Annotated in this window: 15 protein-coding genes and 1 pseudogene; 10 read left to right on the top strand and 6 right to left on the bottom strand. The window is 72.1% G+C overall.

Annotation, left to right across the window (positions count from 1 at the left end; all coding sequences use genetic code 11):
* Positions 1–46 precede the first annotated feature (46 nt).
* Both Athai_RS25905 and Athai_RS25900 read right to left on the bottom strand, forming a co-directional pair.
* The gene (locus Athai_RS25905; protein WP_203963914.1) at positions 47–781 is read right to left on the bottom strand and encodes a PIG-L deacetylase family protein; all 735 of its coding nucleotides are present in this window, start codon (positions 779–781) and stop codon (positions 47–49) included.
* 268 nt (positions 782–1049) lie between these two features.
* On the bottom strand, positions 1050–1703 hold the full coding sequence (locus Athai_RS25900) for an MBL fold metallo-hydrolase (RefSeq protein WP_203963913.1): 654 nt from the start codon (positions 1701–1703) through the stop codon (positions 1050–1052).
* 56 nt (positions 1704–1759) lie between these two features.
* Between Athai_RS25900 and Athai_RS25895 the strand changes: the two genes are divergently transcribed.
* Positions 1760–2185, top strand: coding sequence for a MarR family winged helix-turn-helix transcriptional regulator (locus Athai_RS25895; protein ID WP_203963912.1), 426 nt, complete (start codon positions 1760–1762; stop codon positions 2183–2185).
* Between the two features lie 170 nt (positions 2186–2355).
* On the opposite strand, the gene Athai_RS25890 is transcribed toward Athai_RS25895, so the two are convergent.
* From Athai_RS25890 to Athai_RS25880, 3 genes are all read right to left on the bottom strand, one after another.
* Entirely contained in the window at positions 2356–2664 is a 309-nt protein-coding gene (locus Athai_RS25890) for a chorismate mutase (protein ID WP_203963911.1), read from the bottom strand.
* A 265-nt stretch (positions 2665–2929) separates the two neighbouring features.
* Positions 2930–4900: a M4 family metallopeptidase gene (locus Athai_RS25885; protein WP_239157169.1), complete on the bottom strand. Its 1971-nt coding sequence runs from the start codon at positions 4898–4900 to the stop codon at positions 2930–2932.
* Positions 4901–5153: 253 nt separating this feature from the next.
* The gene (locus tag Athai_RS25880) at positions 5154–6944 is read right to left on the bottom strand and encodes a M4 family metallopeptidase (protein ID WP_203963909.1); all 1791 of its coding nucleotides are present in this window, start codon (positions 6942–6944) and stop codon (positions 5154–5156) included.
* Positions 6945–7328: 384 nt separating this feature from the next.
* Here Athai_RS25880 and pcrA point away from each other — a divergent pair, with 384 nt between their 5' ends.
* The 5 genes and pseudogenes from pcrA to Athai_RS34910 all read left to right on the top strand — a co-directional run bounded on the left by pcrA (position 7329) and on the right by Athai_RS34910 (position 13646).
* Positions 7329–9803, top strand: coding sequence for a DNA helicase PcrA (gene pcrA, locus Athai_RS25875; RefSeq protein ID WP_203963908.1), 2475 nt, complete (start codon positions 7329–7331; stop codon positions 9801–9803).
* A 93-nt stretch (positions 9804–9896) separates the two neighbouring features.
* The gene (locus Athai_RS25870) at positions 9897–10463 is read left to right on the top strand and encodes a hypothetical protein (protein WP_203963907.1); all 567 of its coding nucleotides are present in this window, start codon (positions 9897–9899) and stop codon (positions 10461–10463) included.
* On the top strand, positions 10460–12040 hold the full coding sequence (locus Athai_RS25865) for an FAD-dependent monooxygenase (protein WP_203963906.1): 1581 nt from the start codon (positions 10460–10462) through the stop codon (positions 12038–12040). Before Athai_RS25870 ends, Athai_RS25865 begins: the two co-directional genes overlap by 4 nt.
* A gap of 362 nt (positions 12041–12402) precedes the next feature.
* A pseudogene (locus Athai_RS34915) lies at positions 12403–12735 on the top strand (alanine--tRNA ligase-related protein); the annotation flags it as partial.
* 116 nt (positions 12736–12851) lie between these two features.
* Complete coding sequence (locus Athai_RS34910; protein ID WP_275422557.1) at positions 12852–13646, top strand: alanine--tRNA ligase-related protein; 795 nt, start codon at positions 12852–12854, stop codon at positions 13644–13646.
* A 120-nt stretch (positions 13647–13766) separates the two neighbouring features.
* Here Athai_RS34910 and Athai_RS25855 read toward each other — a convergent pair whose 3' ends face one another.
* Positions 13767–14522: a M23 family metallopeptidase gene (locus Athai_RS25855; protein ID WP_203963905.1), complete on the bottom strand. Its 756-nt coding sequence runs from the start codon at positions 14520–14522 to the stop codon at positions 13767–13769.
* A 350-nt stretch (positions 14523–14872) separates the two neighbouring features.
* Here Athai_RS25855 and Athai_RS25850 point away from each other — a divergent pair, with 350 nt between their 5' ends.
* The 4 genes from Athai_RS25850 to sucC all read left to right on the top strand — a co-directional run bounded on the left by Athai_RS25850 (position 14873) and on the right by sucC (position 18466).
* The gene (locus tag Athai_RS25850) at positions 14873–15274 is read left to right on the top strand and encodes a coenzyme B12-dependent isobutyryl CoA mutase small subunit (protein ID WP_203963904.1); all 402 of its coding nucleotides are present in this window, start codon (positions 14873–14875) and stop codon (positions 15272–15274) included.
* 490 nt (positions 15275–15764) lie between these two features.
* On the top strand, positions 15765–16364 hold the full coding sequence (locus Athai_RS25845; protein ID WP_203963903.1) for a hypothetical protein: 600 nt from the start codon (positions 15765–15767) through the stop codon (positions 16362–16364).
* 94 nt (positions 16365–16458) lie between these two features.
* Positions 16459–17100 carry a double zinc ribbon domain-containing protein gene (locus Athai_RS25840; RefSeq protein ID WP_203963902.1) on the top strand — a complete coding sequence of 214 codons (642 nt, stop codon included), beginning with the start codon at positions 16459–16461 and terminating at the stop codon, positions 17098–17100.
* 184 nt (positions 17101–17284) lie between these two features.
* Complete coding sequence (sucC, locus tag Athai_RS25835; RefSeq protein ID WP_203963901.1) at positions 17285–18466, top strand: ADP-forming succinate--CoA ligase subunit beta; 1182 nt, start codon at positions 17285–17287, stop codon at positions 18464–18466.
* Position 18467: the final 1 nt, after the last annotated feature.

Below are 18467 nucleotides of genomic sequence, written 5' to 3'. Positions count from 1 at the left end.
GCCACGCCGGGCCCGGCGTGGCGCGGCCCAGGCGAGACGCCCGTTTCTAGCGAGCGATGGTGAACGACTCGGCGATGCGGCCGGCCGGCATCCCGGCGCGCTCGGCCTGCGCGCCGAAGCGTTCCCGCAGGCCACCGACGATCGCGTCCGGGTCGGGCAGCTGGCTGGCGTGCGACCGCAGCGCCGCGATCTTGCGGTCGAAGGTGTCGGTGATGTCGACGAAGTGGTCCGGTTCGGGCACGCCGGAGTACCAGACCTCGGGCACCGTCCAGGCCGCGAGCCCCTCCTCGGCCAGCAGTTCGGGGTGCGCGAACGGGTTCCGCGCGTCCGGGTACACCGCGTACGTGGTGGCCTCGCCGACGGCCTGGTGGTCCGGGTGGCTCGGTCCGCCGAGCATCGACCAGCTGCGTACCGGCGAGTTGGTGAGGACCCGGTCCGGCCGGAACCGGCGGATCTGCCGGGTGATGTCGCGTCGCAGCTGGTGGGTCACGTAGACCGCGCCGTCCGGGTAGCCGTCGAGGAAGTGCACCTCGTGCACACCGACGGCGGCCGCCGCGGCCTTCTGCTCGGCCTCCCGGATCTTCGGCATCTCGGCGCGCGGGGTGTCGTCGAAGCCGCCCGCGTCGCCGCGGGTGACCAGCACGTACGCCACCTCGATGCCGGCGTCGGTCCATGCCGCGACGGTGCCCGCGGCGCCGAAGTCGATGTCGTCGGGGTGCGCGAACACCGCGAGCACGCGCTTGACCCCGTCGTCCTGTGTTCTGCCGTCCTGTCCGCTCACCGGACCGATCCTAGGGTGCGTTTCGGAGCCCCCGGTCGAGCGAGGCGAGCCCCGGTCGTCTGCGGCTGCGGCGGAGGGCGGACCGTGTGCCCGGCTCGCACCCGGGCTGACCGACAACGCCGCGAGCGGCAGGGGTCGCCGCAGCTGGCCCGCAGCCAGCAGGCCGGTGGCTGCGGACTGCGGGCACGGGGCCGTCGCAGCCGGCACACGGGAGCCCGAAACAACACCCTGGGCACCCGGACGACTCGATCGGCGGGCGCGAGCGGGATCACCTTGCGGCGGCGGGCAGCTCGACGGCGGTACCCGGCGCCGGCCGTTCGTACCGGGCGCCGGTGCCCGGGCCGCCGGCGCCCAGGAAGCCGCCGACCATCGCGATGCCGACGTCGTTGAGCGCCCCGTCGTGGATCGCGTACGCCTGGCGCGGGCCCACCTCGCGGACGTAGTCGATCAGCTGCCCGGTGGCGGACCAGGGGGCGTGTACCGGCAGCAGCAGCGTGTCGATCGCGGTGCCGGGCACGGTGAGCGCGTCACCGGGATGGAACACGGTGCCGTCGAGGAGAAAACCGACGTTGCGGACGCGCGGGATGTCGGGATGAACGACCGCGTGCCAGGTCCCGTGCACCTGCACGTCGATGCCGGCGGCGGTGAAGGTGTCGCCGGCATCGACCGTGCTGACGCGGGTGCCGAGGCCGTCCAGCCGGGCGGCGACGGCCTGGTTCGTCCAGATCCGCAGCGCCGCGTTGGCGGCGGCGGCCGCCCGCAGGGTGTCCTCGGCGAAGTGGTCGAAGTGCTCGTGGGTGACCAGCACCGCGTCGGTGCCGTTGAGCGCCTGCGGCTCGGACAGGCCGCCGGGGTCGATGACCAGGCGCTGGCCGTCCTTCTCGACGCGGATGCAGGAGTGGCCGAACTTGGTGAGCAGCATGGTGCCTCCATTTCTACACCTAGACTGTACAACTGGGTTGTAGATATGCTGGCGCCATGGGTGAGGACGCGTTGGCCGACGAACTGCGACAGGCGATCGGGCAGCTGGTCCGGGCGGTGCGGTCGGCGGACACGATGCCGCCCGGGGAGGCCGCCGTGCTCGGCTACCTCGACCGGGACGGACCGCAGACCACGGCCGACCTCGCGTACCGGCGCCGGGTCAGTCACCAGTCGGCGGCGAAAACGGTGCAGACCCTGCTCGGCACCGGTCTGGTGCGCACCGGGCCGCACCCCCGCGACGGTCGCAAGCTGCTGGTCAGCATCACCGACGCGGGTCGGCTCCGGCTCCGGCAGGAACGCGCCCGCCGCTCCGGCTCACTCGACGGCGCCATCCGGGACGCGCTCGACGCCACGGAACGGCGACAACTGCGGGCCTGCGTACCGCTGCTGGACCGGTTGACCGCGACGATCTCCGCACGCTGACCCGGGCGACCGCGCCACCCGGGGCGAGCCACGGCCGACGGTGTGGCCTCGCCCTGGCGAGAGCGCCGCGGGCGGTGCTGGCTTCGCCTCGGCGGGGGCGCCGCGGGCGGTGCTGGCCTCGCCCCGACGGGCTGCCGCGGGTGGGACTGGCTTCGCCCCGACGGCGCCGGTCAGGAGGCGTCGACGCCGCCGAGCGGGCCGCGGCCAGCGCGCAGGATCAGCAGTGCCACCTGGGTGCCGTCCGGGCCCATGCCCTCCCGGTACCGCTCCATGATCACGCGCTCCCGGGACAGCACCAGCCGGGTACCACCGGAGGCGATGCGGGTGGCGCCGACCTCCTGGGAAGCCGCGGCGCGTTCCTGCCACAGCGCGATGATCTGGCCGTCTATCTCGTCGATGCGTCGTCGCAACGCCGAGATCCGGTCGCTCGCCGCGGGCTGGTCTGTACCGGTCTCGGGGCTGTCGGTGGCTGGGCTCATCGGATGCTCCTGGTCGTCGGCCCGGCACCCCGGCCCGGGCAGACGAAACGCCCCGGGCTCGAGGAGCCCGGGGCGTTCGTGTCGGTCTGCGGTGTTCAGGCGCGACCTACGGCTGCCGGGTCTCCGGTGCCATAGCCATAAAATCGCGCGTCGAACAGCACGGTGCGACTATACACGGCGCCGAGGAAGGGGCCGCCTTCCTCGGCGCCGGGGCAGCAACTGACCGGGCGCCGGGCGCCGGGTCGGGAGCCGACCGCGGTGTCGGTCAGAACTGGACCGACCAGGAGTCGAGCGTGCCGGTGTCGCCGGAGTAGACGTCGGTCACCTTCAGCTTCCAGGTGCCGTCGCGCGTCTCGTCCGAGGCGTTCACCGTGTACGTCGCGTCCACGTCCGCCGCCCCGTCGTACGGGTTGGCGTTCTTCAGCCGTGCCGTGTCGCCCTTCGGCGAGATCAGGTCGATCTGCAGGTCACCGCGGTACGTGTGGCTGATGTGCACGGTGATCTTGGTCTGCGCGGTGGCGTTGCCGGCGCAGTCGGCCACGGCGATCGAACTGGTCACCGAGCCGTTGTCCGGGATGGCCTGCGGCGCGGCGCTGGTGACCGTGTCGCAGTTGTCCCCGCCGCCGGGCGGCGGCGTGGTCGGGTCGGTCGGGTCCGGGGTGCCGTCGCACGGCGCGTCGCTACCGTCCACCGACACCGCCGACCAGGCGGACTGGGTGGCTTGGTATTCGGCGCTGCACTGGCCGTAGAGGTCGGTTGCGGCCTTGAGGGTGTCCTGGCGGGCCTGTGCGTAGGTCTCGGTGGAGACCATGTAGGCGTCCAGGGCGTGGTACCAGATGTTGGCGGCCTTGTCCCGCCCGATGCCGGTGACGGTCGAGTTGTTGCAGGTCGGGCTGTTGCCGTACTGGGTGTCTCCGCTGCCCTCGGCGAGCAGGAAGAACAGGTGGTTGCCGACGCCGGAGGAGTAGTGCGGGTCGGACTGCGGTACGGCCGAGGACCAGCAGTCGTAGGAGGCGCCGTCCAGCGACGGGTGGTACATGTACCGCAGCGGGGTCCCGTCACCGTTGATGTCGATCTTCTCGCCGATGTCGTAGTCGCCGGGGTCCTCGCTGTTGTTGGCATAGAACTCGACCATGGTGCCGAAGATGTCGCTGTTGGCCTCGTTGATGCCGCCGACGTCACCGGAGTAGCCCAGGTCGGCCAGCGCCTCGGACACGCCGTGCGACATCTCGTGGCCGGCGACGTCGATCTCGACGAGCGGGGCGTTGTTGCCCGCGCCGTCGCCGTACGTCATCTGCTGGCCGTCCCAGAAGGCGTTGACGTAGTTGTTGCCGTAGTGCACCCGGGACGGCACACCCTTGCCGTCGCCGAAGATGCCGTTGCGGCCCTGCTTCTGCTTGTAGTAGTCGAACGTCATCGCGGCGCCGTACGCCACGTCGACGCCGGCGGTGGCGCGGTCGGAGTTGCTGCCGTTGCCCCACTTGTTGTCCGAGTCGGTCAGCGTGGTGCAGGTGCCGCTCGTGCTGTTGTTCAGGTCGCAGGTGTAGCCGTCACCGTGCGACGGGTCGACCATCTCGTAGCCGCCGCTGGCCTGGGTGGTGTCCAGGTCGACGGTGCCGACGAACAGGCCCTGCCCGGTACCGGCGACGTTCTCGACCTCGTCCCAGGAGCGGATGGTCCTGCCGGTGTCGGCGTCGACCAGCACGTGCTGCTTGCTGGGGGTCTGGCCGTCCGCCTGGAAGCCGGTCACGATCGTCTCGTACGCGAGTACCGGCGTGCCGGCGGTCGCGTCCACCACGAGCCTGGGGTCGCCGACTCCGGTGACCTTGCCCTGGTGGTCGGCGCGGGAGGTCTTCGCAGCGGTGGCCGCACCGACCTTCGCGCTGGTCCCGACGGCGATGGTGCGGTGCTGCGCGACGGTCACCCCGGCGTACGAGCCGCCGGGCGCGTTGTGCACCACGAAGTCGCCGCCGTACACCGGCATCCCGTGGTACGTGCGGGTGTAGCGGACGTGGGTCGCGCCGGTGGGGTCGGTGACGACCCGGCGGACCTTGAAGGTGTCGGAGCTGGACGCGTGGATCGCGCTGCGGTGTGCGGTCAGCGCGCCGTTGGCCGTGCTGATGGCCTGCGCCCGGCTGGGGATCGACGGTCCTGCCTGTGCAGACGCGGCCAGCCCGGCGCCGATACCTCCGGCGACGAGTACCGCGGCGCCCGCGGCGGCGAGGGTCTTTCTCACCCTGAGCCTCCCAGACTTTGAGGGGTGCGTGACTGTTGTCACGGAAGGCGGTATAACAGGACATTTGGACCGGAGTAAAGGCACTCTTAATTGCCTTTTAAGATTGATGGCCATAATTAGGCAGAATTACCCACAACAACCACCGAACCGGCCGGTCGTACGACCCACAGTCACCGCGCATGGCGATGGCCCCGGCGGTACTGCCGGGGCCATCGCACTCAGGGGGTTTCGCGAGTGAAGTCGTGCCGCGGAATCAGCAGTCGCCCACCTTCTCCCAGACCGCCCAGGAACCCGCCTCGCCCGGCGCCGCGCCGGTCGACCACCAGGTCGCCTTCCAGAGGCTGCCGTCGTACGAGACCTCGTCGTCCGGCTCGTAGCCGGTGCTGGCATCCCACGCCGGCACGCCACCGCAGCCCTGACCGGGCGGCGGGGTGGGTGACGAGGTGTCCGTCGGCGAGGCCGTCGGGGTGCCACCGCACGGCTGGTCGTTGCCGGTCACGCTGACCGCCGACCAGGCGGACTGGGTGGCCTGGTATTCGGCGCTGCACTGGCCGTACAGGTCGGTTGCGGCCTTGAGGGTGTCCTGGCGGGCCTGTGCGTAGGTCTCGGTGGAGACCATGTAGGCGTCCAGGGCGTGGTACCAGATGTTGGCGGCCTTGTCCCGCCCGATGCCGGTGACGGTGGAGTTGTTGCAGGTCGGGCTGTTGCCGTAGGAGGTGTTGCCGCTGCCTTCGGCGAGCAGGAAGAACAGGTGGTTGCCGACGCCGGAGGAGTAGTGCGGGTCGGACTGGGGTACCGCGGAGGACCAGCAGTCGAACGACGAACCGTCCAGCGACGGGTGGTACATGTAGCGCAGTGGCCGGCCGCCGAAGTTGCCCGAGATCATCTCGCCGATGGTGTAGTCGCCCGGGTCGCCGGGGCTGTTGGCGTAGAACTCGACCATGGTGCCGAAGATGTCGCTGTTGGCCTCGTTGATGCCGCCGACGTCACCGGAGTAGCCCAGGTCGGCCAGCGCCTGTGACACGCCGTGCGACATCTCGTGGCCGGCCACGTCCAGCGCGATCAGCGGGTACTGGTTGTTCTGGCCGTCGCCGTAGGTCATCGACGAGCCGTCCCAGAACGCGTTCACGTACCCGTTGCCGTAGTGCACCTTCGACGGCACGCCCTGCCCGTCGCCGAAGATGCCGTTCCGGCCGTAGGTCTGCTTGTAGAAGTCGAACGTCTTGGCGGCGCCGAAGTGCGCGTCCACCGCGGCGCTCGCCCGGTCGGAGTTGCTGCCGTTGCCCCAGTCGTTGTCCGAGTCGGTGAAGATCGAGCAGCTGCCGCTCTCCGACCCGTGCATGTCGCAGGTGTAGCCGTTGCCGTGCGCCGGATCCTGCAGCTGGTAACCGCTGCCGGACTGGGTGGTGTCGATGTCGACGGTGCCGACGTACAGGCCGTGGCCGGTGCCGGTGACCGTCTCCACCTCCTCCCAGGACCGGATCGTCCGGCCGGTGTTCGCGTCCACCAGCACGTGCTCCCGGCTCGGCGTCTGCTTGTCCGCCTGGAAACCGCGCACCACCACGTCGTACGCCAGCTCCGGCCGGCTCCGGGTGGCGTCCACGACCAGGTCCGGGTCGGAGACCGAGGTGACCTTCCCGTCGTGGTCGGCCCGGGCGGTCCGCGCCGCCGCGGCGGCCTTGATCTTCGCGGTGGTGGACACGTCGATGGTGGCGTGCTGCGCCACGTCGACGCCGGCATAGCTGCCACCGGGCGCGTTGTGCACCACGAAGTCACCGCCGTAGACGGGCAGCCCGTGGTACGTGCGGGTGTAGCGGACGTGGGTCGCGCCGGTGGGGTCGGTGACGACCCGGCGGACGGCGAAGGCGTCGGCCGTCGAGGCGTGGATCGCGGCGTGGTGCGCGGCGAGCGAGTGGTCGGCGCGGGCGATGGCCGCCGATCTCGTCGGTACCGAGGGTTTGGCCGAGGCGGTGGCCGCGATGCCGGCGGTGATCCCGCCGGCGACGAGGACCGCTGCGCCGACCGCGGCGAGCGTTCTCTTCACGTGTTCCTCCCTGCGTGGGGGTAGCAGGGCCCGATCCGCGGGGTGGTGCGGAGGGCCGGGAGAGGTGCGTGCGCGGCGCCGCGCTGACGCGACGTTAGTAAACTTTCCTGCCAGTACGGTAGGTGTCCGACTGGCGGGTAAATGTCACGGTGCGGGAACGCGCCGGCCGTGCCCTCCTCGTACCGGTCGGCGGCGTCACCCGGTCTCGCCGGTCACCGGCCCGCGGTCTCACCGGTCCGCGGTCTCGCGGGTCACCGGTCCGCGGTCTCGCTGGACGCCGGGCTGCGGTCTCGCCGGGTACCGGTCGGCGGCGGCCGGGCCGTGCCCGGTGTCGGGTGGTCGTGCCGCGACTGGTGTCGGTGCCCCGGCATAGACTCGGTCGCGATGCACGCACTCTTCGAGATCCCACCGGTCCAGCCCGCTTCGTCGGCCCGTCGGCCGCCCGGTTCCGACCCCGACGAGTTGCTGCGCGGGCTCAACGCGCAGCAGCGCGCGGCGGTCGTGCACGCCGGTTCGCCGCTGCTGATCGTGGCCGGTGCCGGTTCCGGCAAGACCCGGGTGCTGACCCACCGGATCGCCTACCTGCTCGCCGCGCGGGACGTGACGCCCGGTCAGATCATGGCGATCACGTTCACCAACAAGGCGGCCGGCGAGATGCGCGAGCGGGTCGCCGGCCTCGTCGGGCCGCGCGGCCGGCGGATGTGGGTGTCCACCTTCCACTCTGCCTGCGTGCGCATCCTGCGCGCCGAGCACGAGCACGCCGGGCTGAAGTCGACGTTCTCCATCTACGACGCGGACGACTCGCGCCGGTTGATGCAGTTGGTGGCCCGCGAGCTCGATCTCGACCCGAAGCGCTACCCGGCCCGGTCGCTCGCCGCCCAGGTGTCGAACCTGAAGAACGAGCTGGTCGACGAGTCGACGTTCACGGCCCGGGCGTCCGGCCCGGCCGAGCGGGCGCTCGCCGAGGCCTACTCGTCGTACCAGCAGCGGCTGCGGCAGGCGCACGCGCTCGACTTCGACGACCTGATCATGACCACGGTGCGGCTGCTGCAGACGTTCCCGGACGTCGCGGAGCACTACCACCGCCGGTTCCGGCACATCCTGGTGGACGAGTACCAGGACACCAACCACGCCCAGTACGTGCTGATCAAGGAGCTGGTGGGGCGCAGCCCCGAGGCGCCGTCGGACCTCGACGACGTGGCCGCGTCCGCGCCGGAGCTGCTGGCCGACGGGGCGCCGCTCGGGCCGGCCGAGCTGTGCGTGGTCGGCGACGCGGACCAGTCGATCTACGCGTTCCGTGGTGCGACGATCCGCAACATCATGGAGTTCGAGCGCGACTTCCCGGACGCCGAGACCATCCTGCTGGAGCAGAACTACCGCTCCACCCAGACGATCCTCAACGCCGCCAACCGCGTCATCGAGCGCAACAGCGAGCGCAAGCCCAAGAACCTCTGGTCCGACTCCGGCCCCGGCGAGAAGATCGTCGGTTACGTCGCGGACAACGAGCACGACGAGGCCGACTGGGTGGCCAAGGAGATCGACCGGCTGGTCGACGACGAGGGGTACAAGCCGGCCGACGTGGCCGTCTTCTACCGCACCAACGCGCAGTCCCGGGTCTTCGAGGACATCTTCATCCGCTTCGGCGTGCCCTACAAGGTCGTCGGTGGGGTTCGGTTCTACGAGCGCAAGGAGGTCCGGGACGCGCTCGCCTACCTGCGCGCGATCGCCAACCCGGACGACGTGGTCAGCGTCCGGCGGATCCTGAACACACCGCGCCGGGGCATCGGGGAGCGGGCCGAGGCCTGCGTGGACGCGCTGGCCAGCAAGGAGAACATCTCGTTCGGCGCCGCACTGGAACGGGCCGGCGAGGCGGTCGGTATCTCCTCGCGCGCGGTGAAGGGCATCGGCGACTTCACCACCATCATGGCCGAGGTGCGGCAGATGGCCGCGACCGAGCCGCCGGAGGACGTGCTGGAGGCGGTGCTCGCCCGGTCCGGTTACCTGGCCGAGCTGGAGGAGAGCGACGACCCGCAGGACGCCGGCCGGGTGGAGAACCTGCAGGAGCTGGTCAGCGTCGCCCGGGAGTACACCGAGCGGATCCAGCGGGCCGCCGCGGCCGGTGACGCCGACGAGGACGCCGGCCCCGACCCCGAGATCGAGGAGACCCCGTCGCTGGCCGGGTTCCTGGAACAGGTGGCGCTGGTCGCCGACGCGGACGAGATCCCCGACGACGACGGCGAACAGTCCGGCGTGGTCACCATGATGACGCTGCACACCGCGAAGGGGCTGGAGTTCCCGGTGGTGTTCCTGACCGGGATGGAGGACGGCGTCTTCCCGCACATGCGCTCCATGGGCGACAAGCGCGAGCTGGAGGAGGAGCGCCGCCTCGCCTACGTCGGGATCACCCGGGCCCGGCAGCGGCTGTACATCTCCCGGGCGGTGACCCGCTCGGCGTGGGGGCAGCCGCAGTACAACCCGGAGTCCCGGTTCGTGCCGGAGCTGCCCAGCGAGCTGATCGACTGGAAGCGCACCGCCGACGCGTACACCAGCTGGACCCGTGGTGGGGTCGGCCGGGGCGAGTCCGCGCAGTACCGCGGGCCGAGCAGCGCGCTGACCAACGGCCCGAAGAGCCAGGCGCTGGCCGGCAAGCTGGGGCTGGATCCGAAGCTGGTCGGCGCGGCCAGCGAGATGCGGCAGGTGCCGTCGCTGTCGCCGGGCGACCGGGTCAACCACGACCGGCACGGCCTCGGCCGGGTGGTGGCGGTGCAGGGGTCCGGGCCGCGGGCCCAGGCGCAGATCGATTTCGGCGACCAGACGATGTGGATCGTGCTGCGGCACGCCCCGATCCAGAAGCTCTGAACCCGGCCGTGTCGAGCCGCCCCTCGCCGCTGGGCCGTTCGTCTCTGCGGGCCGCCTGCCGCCGGTGCCATGGTGGGTTCGGGGTGGTCGACGATGAACGAGCAGTCCCCGGTGCGGTGGCACACCGCGATCGGCGCCACGGCCCGCTGCTTGCTGGTCAGCGCGGGGTTGCTGGTTCGTGGTCGGATCCGGCAGCCGGCCGACGCCGTCGGCCGCCGCATCCGGTTCGCGAACGGCACCTCGGCCCGGGTGTACCGGGAGACGCGGCTGGCCGGCGCGACCGGCGACGGGCCGTGCACGCTGGTGGTGGCGTTCCGGGTGCGACTGCTGCGGGGCCGCTGGCATGCGCTGTTCCGTGCCGTGAGCGTGCTGAACACGCCGCTGTTCGTCGGCTATCCGGGCTTCGTCGGGAAGCTGTGGCTCGCCGCCGACGAACGCGGTGACTACCGCGGCGTGTACGACTGGGACGGTTGGCAGCGCGCCGAGTCGTACGCACGCTCGCTGTGGCGGGTGCTGCAGCTGATCAGCGTGCCCGGCTCGATCCGGTACGAGGTGATTCCCGGGGTGCGCCGCGACGAGGCGATGGCCGACCCGGCGCTGCTGGTCCGGCTCGGCAGCGTCGACGGCACGGCCTGGTGGCGCCTGGTGGGTACCTCGTGAGCGACGCCGACGTGCTCGTGGTCGGTGCCGGGCCGACCGGCCTCACGATGGCGTTGCAGGCGTACGACCACGGTGCCCGGGTCCGGGTGGTGGACCGCCGGCCGGAGCCGTTCCGCCCGTCCCGGGCGCTGATCGTGCATCCGCGCACGCTGGAGGTGCTCCGCCCGCTCGGGGTGTCCGATGCCCTGGTGGCGCTCGGGGACACCGCGCCGCGGGTACGGCTGCGTCTCGGTCACCGGGTGACCACGGTCGGGCTCGCCGACCTGGACCTGCCGGACACCGGATACCCGCACCTGACGCTGCTCCGGCAGTCCGACGTGGAGCGGGTACTCGCCGCCGCGCTGGCGGAGCGGGGGGTGCCGGTGCGCTGGGGCACCGAGCTGGTCGACGCGGTGGATCGCGGTGACGGGGTGGACGTGACGCTGCGGTCGGCGACCGGGGCGACCGGGGCGACCGGGGCGACCGGGGCGTCCGGGGCGACCCGGGCGGCGTGCGGCTACCTGGCTGGCTGTGACGGCCCGGCCAGTACGGTCCGGAGCCTGGCCGGCATCGGTTGGCCCGGCGCGGCGTACCGCGAGGAGGTGGTCCTGGCCGACCTGGATCTCGAGCTGGACGTCCCGGATCACCTGGCGGTGGCCGGCCGCGACGGCCTGGTGCTGCTGTTCCGGCTGGGCGAGCTGGCCACCTGGCGGCTGCTCGCGACCCGGGTCGCGGCGGGGCCCCGGTCGCCGTTCGGGCAGCCCGGCCCGCCGGTACCGGACGGCGCGGTGCGGGCCCTGCTCGCCGAAGCGGGGCTGGCCGACCGGCTGCGCGGGGTGGGCTGGTCGGCCCGGGTGCCGTTGCAGCATCGCGTGGCGAGCCGGTTCCGGCGGGGCCGGTTGTTCCTGGCCGGGGATGCCGCGCACGCGTACTCGCCCGCCACCGGGCAGGGCATGAACGCCGGCATCCAGGACGCGGCCAATCTGGGCTGGAAGCTCGCCTTCGCCGCCGGGGCGGGCCCGGCGCTGCTGGACTCGTACGACCGGGAGCGGCGGCCGGTGGCCCGGGACCGCCTGGCGCTGACCCGGGCGGCGTTCTGGGCCGAGGCGTCGACGAACCGGCTACCGGCGACCCTGCGGGCGGTCGGCGGCCCGCTCCTGGCGCCGGTACTTCCGGTGCTGCTGCGGCGTCGGCGGCTGGTCGCGGCGGCCGTGCGGGTGCTGTCCCAGCTGCGCGTCGACTACCGGGACAGCCCGCTGTCGGTGGATGGGGCCGGGCGCCGCGGTGCGCCGCGCGCGGGTGACCGGCTGCCGGACGCCACCGTGCGGTGCGAGGGCCGGTGGGTGCGGCTGCACGAGCTGTTGGCCGGTCCGGGCATGCACGTGCTGCTGCATCGGGACGCCGACCCGGGCGTGGCGGCCGCCGCCGGCCGGTTCGTGACCGTGTGCCGGCTGCCCGGGGTGCCGGGGCCCGGCATGGTCGCGGTACGGCCGGACGGCCATGTCGGGCTCCGGGCGGCGGTGGCCGACCGCGACCAGCTGGCGCGCTGGCTGGCGTCGTGCGGCGTCGACGCCGCACCGGTGCCGTCCGGCCGCTGACGTGCTGACGGGCTGACGCGCTGACGAGCGGACGCGCTGATAGGTGGACGCGTTGACGGGTGGACGTGCTGACGCAGGACTCGTGCCGCGGTGACGTGCGGCGCTCCGGCGGCGGTTTCGGGACCGATATCACGCTGGCGCTCCCGGCCGCGCCGGCTATCCTGAACGCATGCAGGGCTTCGTGGTGCATTCCGCCGCGGCCGCGCGAGCTGCCAGCTCGCCGGCCGCCGCCTGATCCTGCATGTCATCCGGCGACCGGACACGGTCGCCGGATTCGTGTCTCCCGCAGGCCAGTGAGCCGTGGGATCCCGTGTCGTCGACGGTGTCCGGTCGCGCCATCCGCGCACCGATGGGAGTCCACAATGGACACCAAGCCGACCCTCGACCGGGAGCCCCGGCACACCAACGAGGACACCCCGATCCGGGACAGCACAACGTTTCCCGGTCCCGACACCGAGCAGGTGCTGGGCAGGTTCCTCGACTTCTACCGGGAACGCGGGCACCAGCCGCTGCCCGGCGGCTCGCTGCTCCCACCACCGGGAGACCCGGTGCTGTTCACCACCTCCGGCGTGCATCCGATGGTGCGCCATCTCGACCGCGGTGAGCATCCGCTCGGCAGCCGGTTGACCAACGTCCAACGATGTCTGCGTACCAAGGATCTCGACGAGGTCGGTGACGACTGGCATCTGACCCTGTTCGAGATGCTCGGCAGCTGGTCGTTCGGCGACTACTCGCACCCGCAGAGCCTGCGCTGGGGTACCGGCTGCTCACCGACGGCTTCGGGCTGCGCCCGGATCGCTTGCACGTCACGGTGTTCGGCGGCAACGGCGAGGTCAGGCCGGACACCGAGTCGCTGCGTACCTGGGGTGAGATCGGGCTGCCGGTCGAGCCCAGCGACGAGAACTGGTGGTCGCTCGGCCCCACCGGCCCGTGCGGTACCGACTCGGAGATCCACGTGTGGAGCGGCGACGGGCCGCCGACGGGCACACCCCACAGCGACCCGCGCTGGGTCGAGCTGTGGAACCACGTCGAGATGCGGTACCGGCGGCTCGGCGACGGCCGGCTGGAACCGCTGCCCCGCCGCGTGGTGGACACCGGGATGGGCCTGGATCGGTTGGTGGCGCTGGTCCAGGGCGGCCGCAGCGTGTACGACACCGACCGGTTCCGGCCGTGGCGCCGGCTGCTCGGCGAGCGGTGGCAGCTGGACGAGCAGTTGCTGCGGATGGTCTGCGACCACCTGCGCTCCACCGTGGTCCTGCTCGGTGACGGTGTGCGGCCCGGCAACACCGGCCGGGGGTACGTGCCGCGCCGGCTGATCCGCCGGGTCTTGACCACGCTGTGGCGCGATGACGACTCACGCTCGCTGTCCGAGTTGCCGGACGAGCTGGTCACCGGAACCCTGCGGCACTTCCGGCTGCCGCTGGATACCCCGGTACGCCAGGTGTTGCGGGACGAGCAGCGCCGGTTCGGGGACCTGGTCCGGCGCGGCCGGCGGGTGCTGGGCCGGTACCGGGGTCGGCCGCTGACCGACGGCGACCTGCACTACCTGCACGACACCCACGGCCTGCCGGGCGATCTGGTGCGGGAGCTGCACGTGCCGGGCTGACCGGCCGAGGTCGCGTCGCCACCACACCCGGATCCCGCCGCGCCGCGCGGCTCCGGGTGCGGCGCCGCCCGGAGCCGCCCGCGCCGCCCGGATTCGGGCGTGGCGGCGGCAACGCCGGGGTCAGCCGCCGGCGAGCAGATCGAGCCCGCGGGCCCGCAGGTAGGGCACCGGGTCGAAGGCGACGCCGTTGCGGCGCAGCTCGAAGTGCACGTGCGGGCCGGTCGAGTCGCCCGTCGACCCGGAGTACGCGATCAGCTGGCCCCGCGTGACGTGCTGCCCGGCGGACACCGTCACCGACGAGTTGTGACCGTACACAGTGGACAGCCCAGCGCCGTCGTCGATCTCGACACCGTTGCCGTACCCGCCGTCCGCGCCGGCCAGCGTGACGGTGCCGGAGTGCGCCGCGTACACCGGCGTGCCGGTGGCGACGGCGAGGTCGATGCCGGGATGGTTGGTGCCCCACCGGGCGCCGAACTGCGAGGTGACCGTGTAGCCGTGCACCGGCAGTACCCACTCGACCGGTTTCGCCTTCGGTTTCGCCGACGTGCTCCGGGACGGGCGCGGCGACGCGGACGCCGATCCGGACGCGGACGGGGACGCCGAGCGGGACGCGCCGGGCGCCGGCGACGCGGTACGGGCCTTGCCGCGCGAGGCCCGCTGCGAGGCGGCCTGTTGCCGGTCCGCGGTGGCCCGCGCGGTCGAGGCCCGCGGCTCGGCGGACGGGCCGGCCGGCTGGTCGGTGGCCGCGTAGGCGGCGCCGGCGCCCAACGCCGCCGTCATGGTCAGGATGGCGGCGACGGTCAGGGTGCGCCGGCCGCGCCGGGCCGGCAGGTGGTGTCGGCCGGTGGTGCGGAACCTCCTCGGCAGCAGCGCCAACGTTCGGTCCTCCAGGGTCGTCCGCGGCGGCGGGGGTGTCGCCGCGAGTCGCCGCGCCGACAACCAGCACCGGCGCGGCGATCACGGTAGGCATCGAGGGCAGCGCGGAGTGTCCGCGTTTGCGTGCCGCACCGGCTACCGGCCTCGATGCGAGGATCGATACATCGCGATTGGGGCGGTTCATCCGGTGCGGGAAGCGTCACACTGTGCCGCTCGCCTCCCCGTACGGGGCACCGTGGCCTGGGGAAACCGCGCCCGGTGCCGCTCGCGTCGTACCCGCGGCTGCCGGCGGGCGCGGTTCCTGCGCCGACGGCTTAGGATTCGTTCAGGTCGCAGCGGAGGGACGGACGATGAGTGGACGGATCCGGGTCGTGGTCGCCAAGCCTGGGCTGGACGGGCACGATCGTGGCGCCAAGGTGGTGGCCCGCGCGCTGCGGGACGCCGGCATGGAGGTCGTGTACACCGGCCTGCACCAGACCCCGGAGCAGATCGTCGCGACGGCGCTGCAGGAGGACGCCGACGCGATCGGCCTCTCCGTACTCTCCGGCGCGCACATGACGCTGTTCGCCAAGCTGGTGGAGCTGCTCGCCGAACGCGACGCGAGCGACATCGTGGTCTTCGGTGGCGGCATCATCCCGGACGCCGACCTGCCCGAACTGGAGCGCATCGGCGTCGCCAAGATCTTCACCCCGGGCGCCAGCACGCAGGCGATCGTCGACTGGGTCACCCAGAACGTACCGGCGCGGGTCTGAGCGATTCGCCGTCCGTCGCCTGGGGTCTGGCCCCTGGCGACCGCCGCGCGTACCCATCGTTGGGAACTCTCTGTAAAAGTCAACGCGACTGGGCGTTACCTCGATCACGGACCGTCGTTGAGATCAACGTCGGCGTCGAAGCGATTCGGTACCGGCGCAGCAAGACGGCCGATGCCCTGTCGGTCGAGGGGTGGCGGCAGGGCGTCGTGCATAGGGGCCGGGTGTCTGAGGGGTGCACCCGGCCCCTTCTTTCTGCCCGCCGGTGCCGGCCGAAGAGCCGCCGCGGCCGGTGGCGAACCCCGGCCGCAAACCGGGGCGTCTCGGCCGCGGTACGGACGAATCCGCGGGCCGGTTTCCCTTTCGGACCGTTTGCTGGCAAGGTGGGAGGGCCATCCGGCCCGAGCGCCGCCGCCGGTGGTCGTGGGCGACATCGGCCACCGTCGCCGAGCCGCCCGCACGCCACGTCCGGTCCGTACAGGAGAATGCTGTCGTGAACGACGCCCCTCGGTACACGACCCGGGTGCCCGCTGGCCGGCCCGTCGTGGTCGAGCCGGACATCCGCCGCATCGCCCGCCGGTACGGTCGGCGCCTCGCCGTCGGCATCGCGATGATGGCGCTGTGGATCGCGCTCGCCGCGATCGGCCTGACCACCGGCGCCTTCGACGTGGACACCCCCACACTGATCGCCTGGCTGCTCGGCGCCGTCGTGGTGATCATCGGCGTGGTGCTGGTGATCCAGCGCTGGCGCGCCGAGTCCCGCGGCCCGCTGCTGGTGGCCGACGAGCAGGGGGTCTGGCTGCGGATGGGCGGCACCATCAAGGTGCGCGGGCTGTTCCTGCCGTGGGACACGGTGGAGACGGTCGAACTCGTCGAGTACCGGCGGGCCGCCGTGCTGTGCGTGCGCAGCGAGCTGGGCGAGGCGACGGTCCGGCAGAAGTCCGACGACCTGCTGATGGAGGTGCGCCGGCGGCGGCGCTGGTGCGACAGCTCGTTCGCGGTGCACGCCTGGTTCACCCGGGCGCAGCTGCCCGACGTGCTCGGCCGGCTGCACTCGCTCGGCGGCGAACGGGTCCGCGCCGAGGCCGAGTGACCCCACCGGGCCCGCCCTGCCACCGGTATTTCTACCCACCATCTTTGGCCGTTCTCCCGATCTGATCGGTCGATCGGATCGTTACCGTCGTTTCGTGCCCGATCTCGTACCCTTCACCGACAACGTCGACGACCTCTCCAACACCGAGGGCTATCAGTTCGAGTTCCGTTGTGAACGATGTGGCAACGGGTACCGCTCGCCGTTCAAGCGGGACAAGGTGGAGACCGGGCGCGGCCTGCTGCGCGCGGTCGGCTCCCTGTTCGGTGGCATGGCCGAGGACGTCAGCCGGTCCGTCGAGCAGTGGCGGTACGACCGGGCCACGAACTCGCCGGCCAAGGACCGCGCACTCACCGAAGCGGTCACGGCGGTACGCGGCCGGTTCCGGCAGTGCCGCGGCTGCGGCGACTGGATGTGCGTCGACGTGTGCTGGAACGACGACATCGGCCAGTGCCTGCAATGCGCCCCGGCGGTCGCCGAGGAGATGTCCCGCGCGCAGGCCGCCGCGCAGCGCGACCAGATCTGGGAGAAGGCGCAGCGGACCGACTGGACCGAGGGGTTGGACGTCGGGCACCGGGCGGTGGTGCAGTGCCCGGAGTGCGCGGCGAAGGTCGACGGCGGCAAGTTCTGCTCGTCCTGCGGCGCCTCGCTGGCCCCCAAGACCCGCTGCCCGGGTTGCGGGCACGACGGCAACCGGGTCGGCGCCCTGTTCTGCGCCGAGTGCGGCAGCAAGCTCTGACGATCCGGTGCACCATGGCCGGGTGGCCGTCGGTCACCGCCCCGCCGGTACGGGGTGACGTAGCAGGCATCAGGGACACCCGGGCGGGCGTGGACGGGTCTGCGTCGCTACCCTGCGCCGGTAGAGCGCTGCGGTGGCAGCGAGACAATGACGAACGTCAAGGACGACGGAACGGGACGCGCACGTGGACCTGTACGAGTACCAGGCGCGGGAGCTGTTCGCGCGGCACGGTGTGCCGGTGTTGGACGGCGGCGTCGCTAGCACCCCCGACGAGGCCCGGAAGGTGGCCGACCAGCTCGGCGGCCGGGTCGTGGTGAAGGCCCAGGTCAAGACCGGTGGCCGGGGCAAGGCTGGTGGCGTCAAGCTCGCCGACGACGCAGCGGACGCGCAGGCTCGCGCGACCGACATCCTCGGTATGGACATCAAGGGTCATACCGTTCACAAGGTGATGCTGGCGGTCACCGCCGACATCGCCGAGGAGTACTACTTCTCGTTCCTGCTCGACCGGGCCAACCGCACCTTCCTGGCGATGTCCAGCGTGCAGGGCGGGGTGGAGATCGAGCAGGTCGCCGAGGAGTCTCCGGACCAGGTCGCGAAGATCGCGATCGACGCCAACGTCGGCGTGGATCGGGCGAAGGCGGACGAGATCGTCGCCGCGACCGGCTTCCCGGCCGAGGTGGCCGACCAGGTCGCCGAGCTGGTCATCAAGCTGTGGGCGGCGTTCGTGGCCGAGGACGCCACGCTGGTCGAGGTGAACCCGCTGGCGAGGACCACCGACGGCCGGGTGCTCGCGCTCGACGCGAAGGTGACGCTGGACGAGAACGCCGAGTTCCGCCACCCGGAGCAGGCCGAGCTGGCGGACAGCAGCGCGGTCGACCCGCTGGAGCAGCGGGCCAAGGAGAAGCACCTCAACTACGTCAAGCTCGACGGCGAGGTCGGCATCATCGGCAACGGCGCCGGCCTGGTCATGTCCACCCTGGACGTGGTCGCCTACGCGGGCGAGGACCTGCCCGGTTCGCCGAAGCCGGCGAACTTCCTGGACATCGGCGGCGGCGCGAGCGCCGAGGTGATGGCGAACGGGCTGGAGATCATCCTGTCCGACCCGGCCGTCAGGTCGGTGTTCGTGAACGTGTTCGGCGGCATCACCGCCTGCGACGCCGTCGCGAACGGGATCGTCCAGGCGTTGCAGGTGCTCGCGGACCGCGGTGAGGACGTCAGCAAGCCGCTGGTCGTCCGGCTCGACGGCAACAACGCCGAGGAGGGCCGTCGCATCCTCACCGAGGCGAAGCACCCGCTGGTGCAACAGGTGGACACCATGGACGGTGCGGCCCGCCGCGCCGCCGAACTCGCCGCGCAGGGGGCCTGAG

The organism is Actinocatenispora thailandica (assembly GCF_016865425.1).
Lineage (GTDB): Bacteria > Actinomycetota > Actinomycetes > Mycobacteriales > Micromonosporaceae > Actinocatenispora > Actinocatenispora thailandica.
The sequence above is the reverse complement of the archived record's forward strand: the minus strand, read 5'-3'. Positions and strand labels throughout refer to the sequence as shown.

Coding starts and splice junctions, on each gene's coding strand:
- Athai_RS25900 (WP_203963913.1), bottom strand. CDS start 1,703: ATGCTGCTCACCAAGTTCGGCCACTCCTGCATCCGCGTCGAGAAGGAC.
- Athai_RS25895 (WP_203963912.1), top strand. CDS start 1,760: ATGGGTGAGGACGCGTTGGCCGACGAACTGCGACAGGCGATCGGGCAG.
- Athai_RS25890 (WP_203963911.1), bottom strand. CDS start 2,664: ATGAGCCCAGCCACCGACAGCCCCGAGACCGGTACAGACCAGCCCGCG.
- pcrA (WP_203963908.1), top strand. CDS start 7,329: ATGCACGCACTCTTCGAGATCCCACCGGTCCAGCCCGCTTCGTCGGCC.
- Athai_RS25870 (WP_203963907.1), top strand. CDS start 9,897: ATGAACGAGCAGTCCCCGGTGCGGTGGCACACCGCGATCGGCGCCACG.
- Athai_RS25850 (WP_203963904.1), top strand. CDS start 14,873: ATGAGTGGACGGATCCGGGTCGTGGTCGCCAAGCCTGGGCTGGACGGG.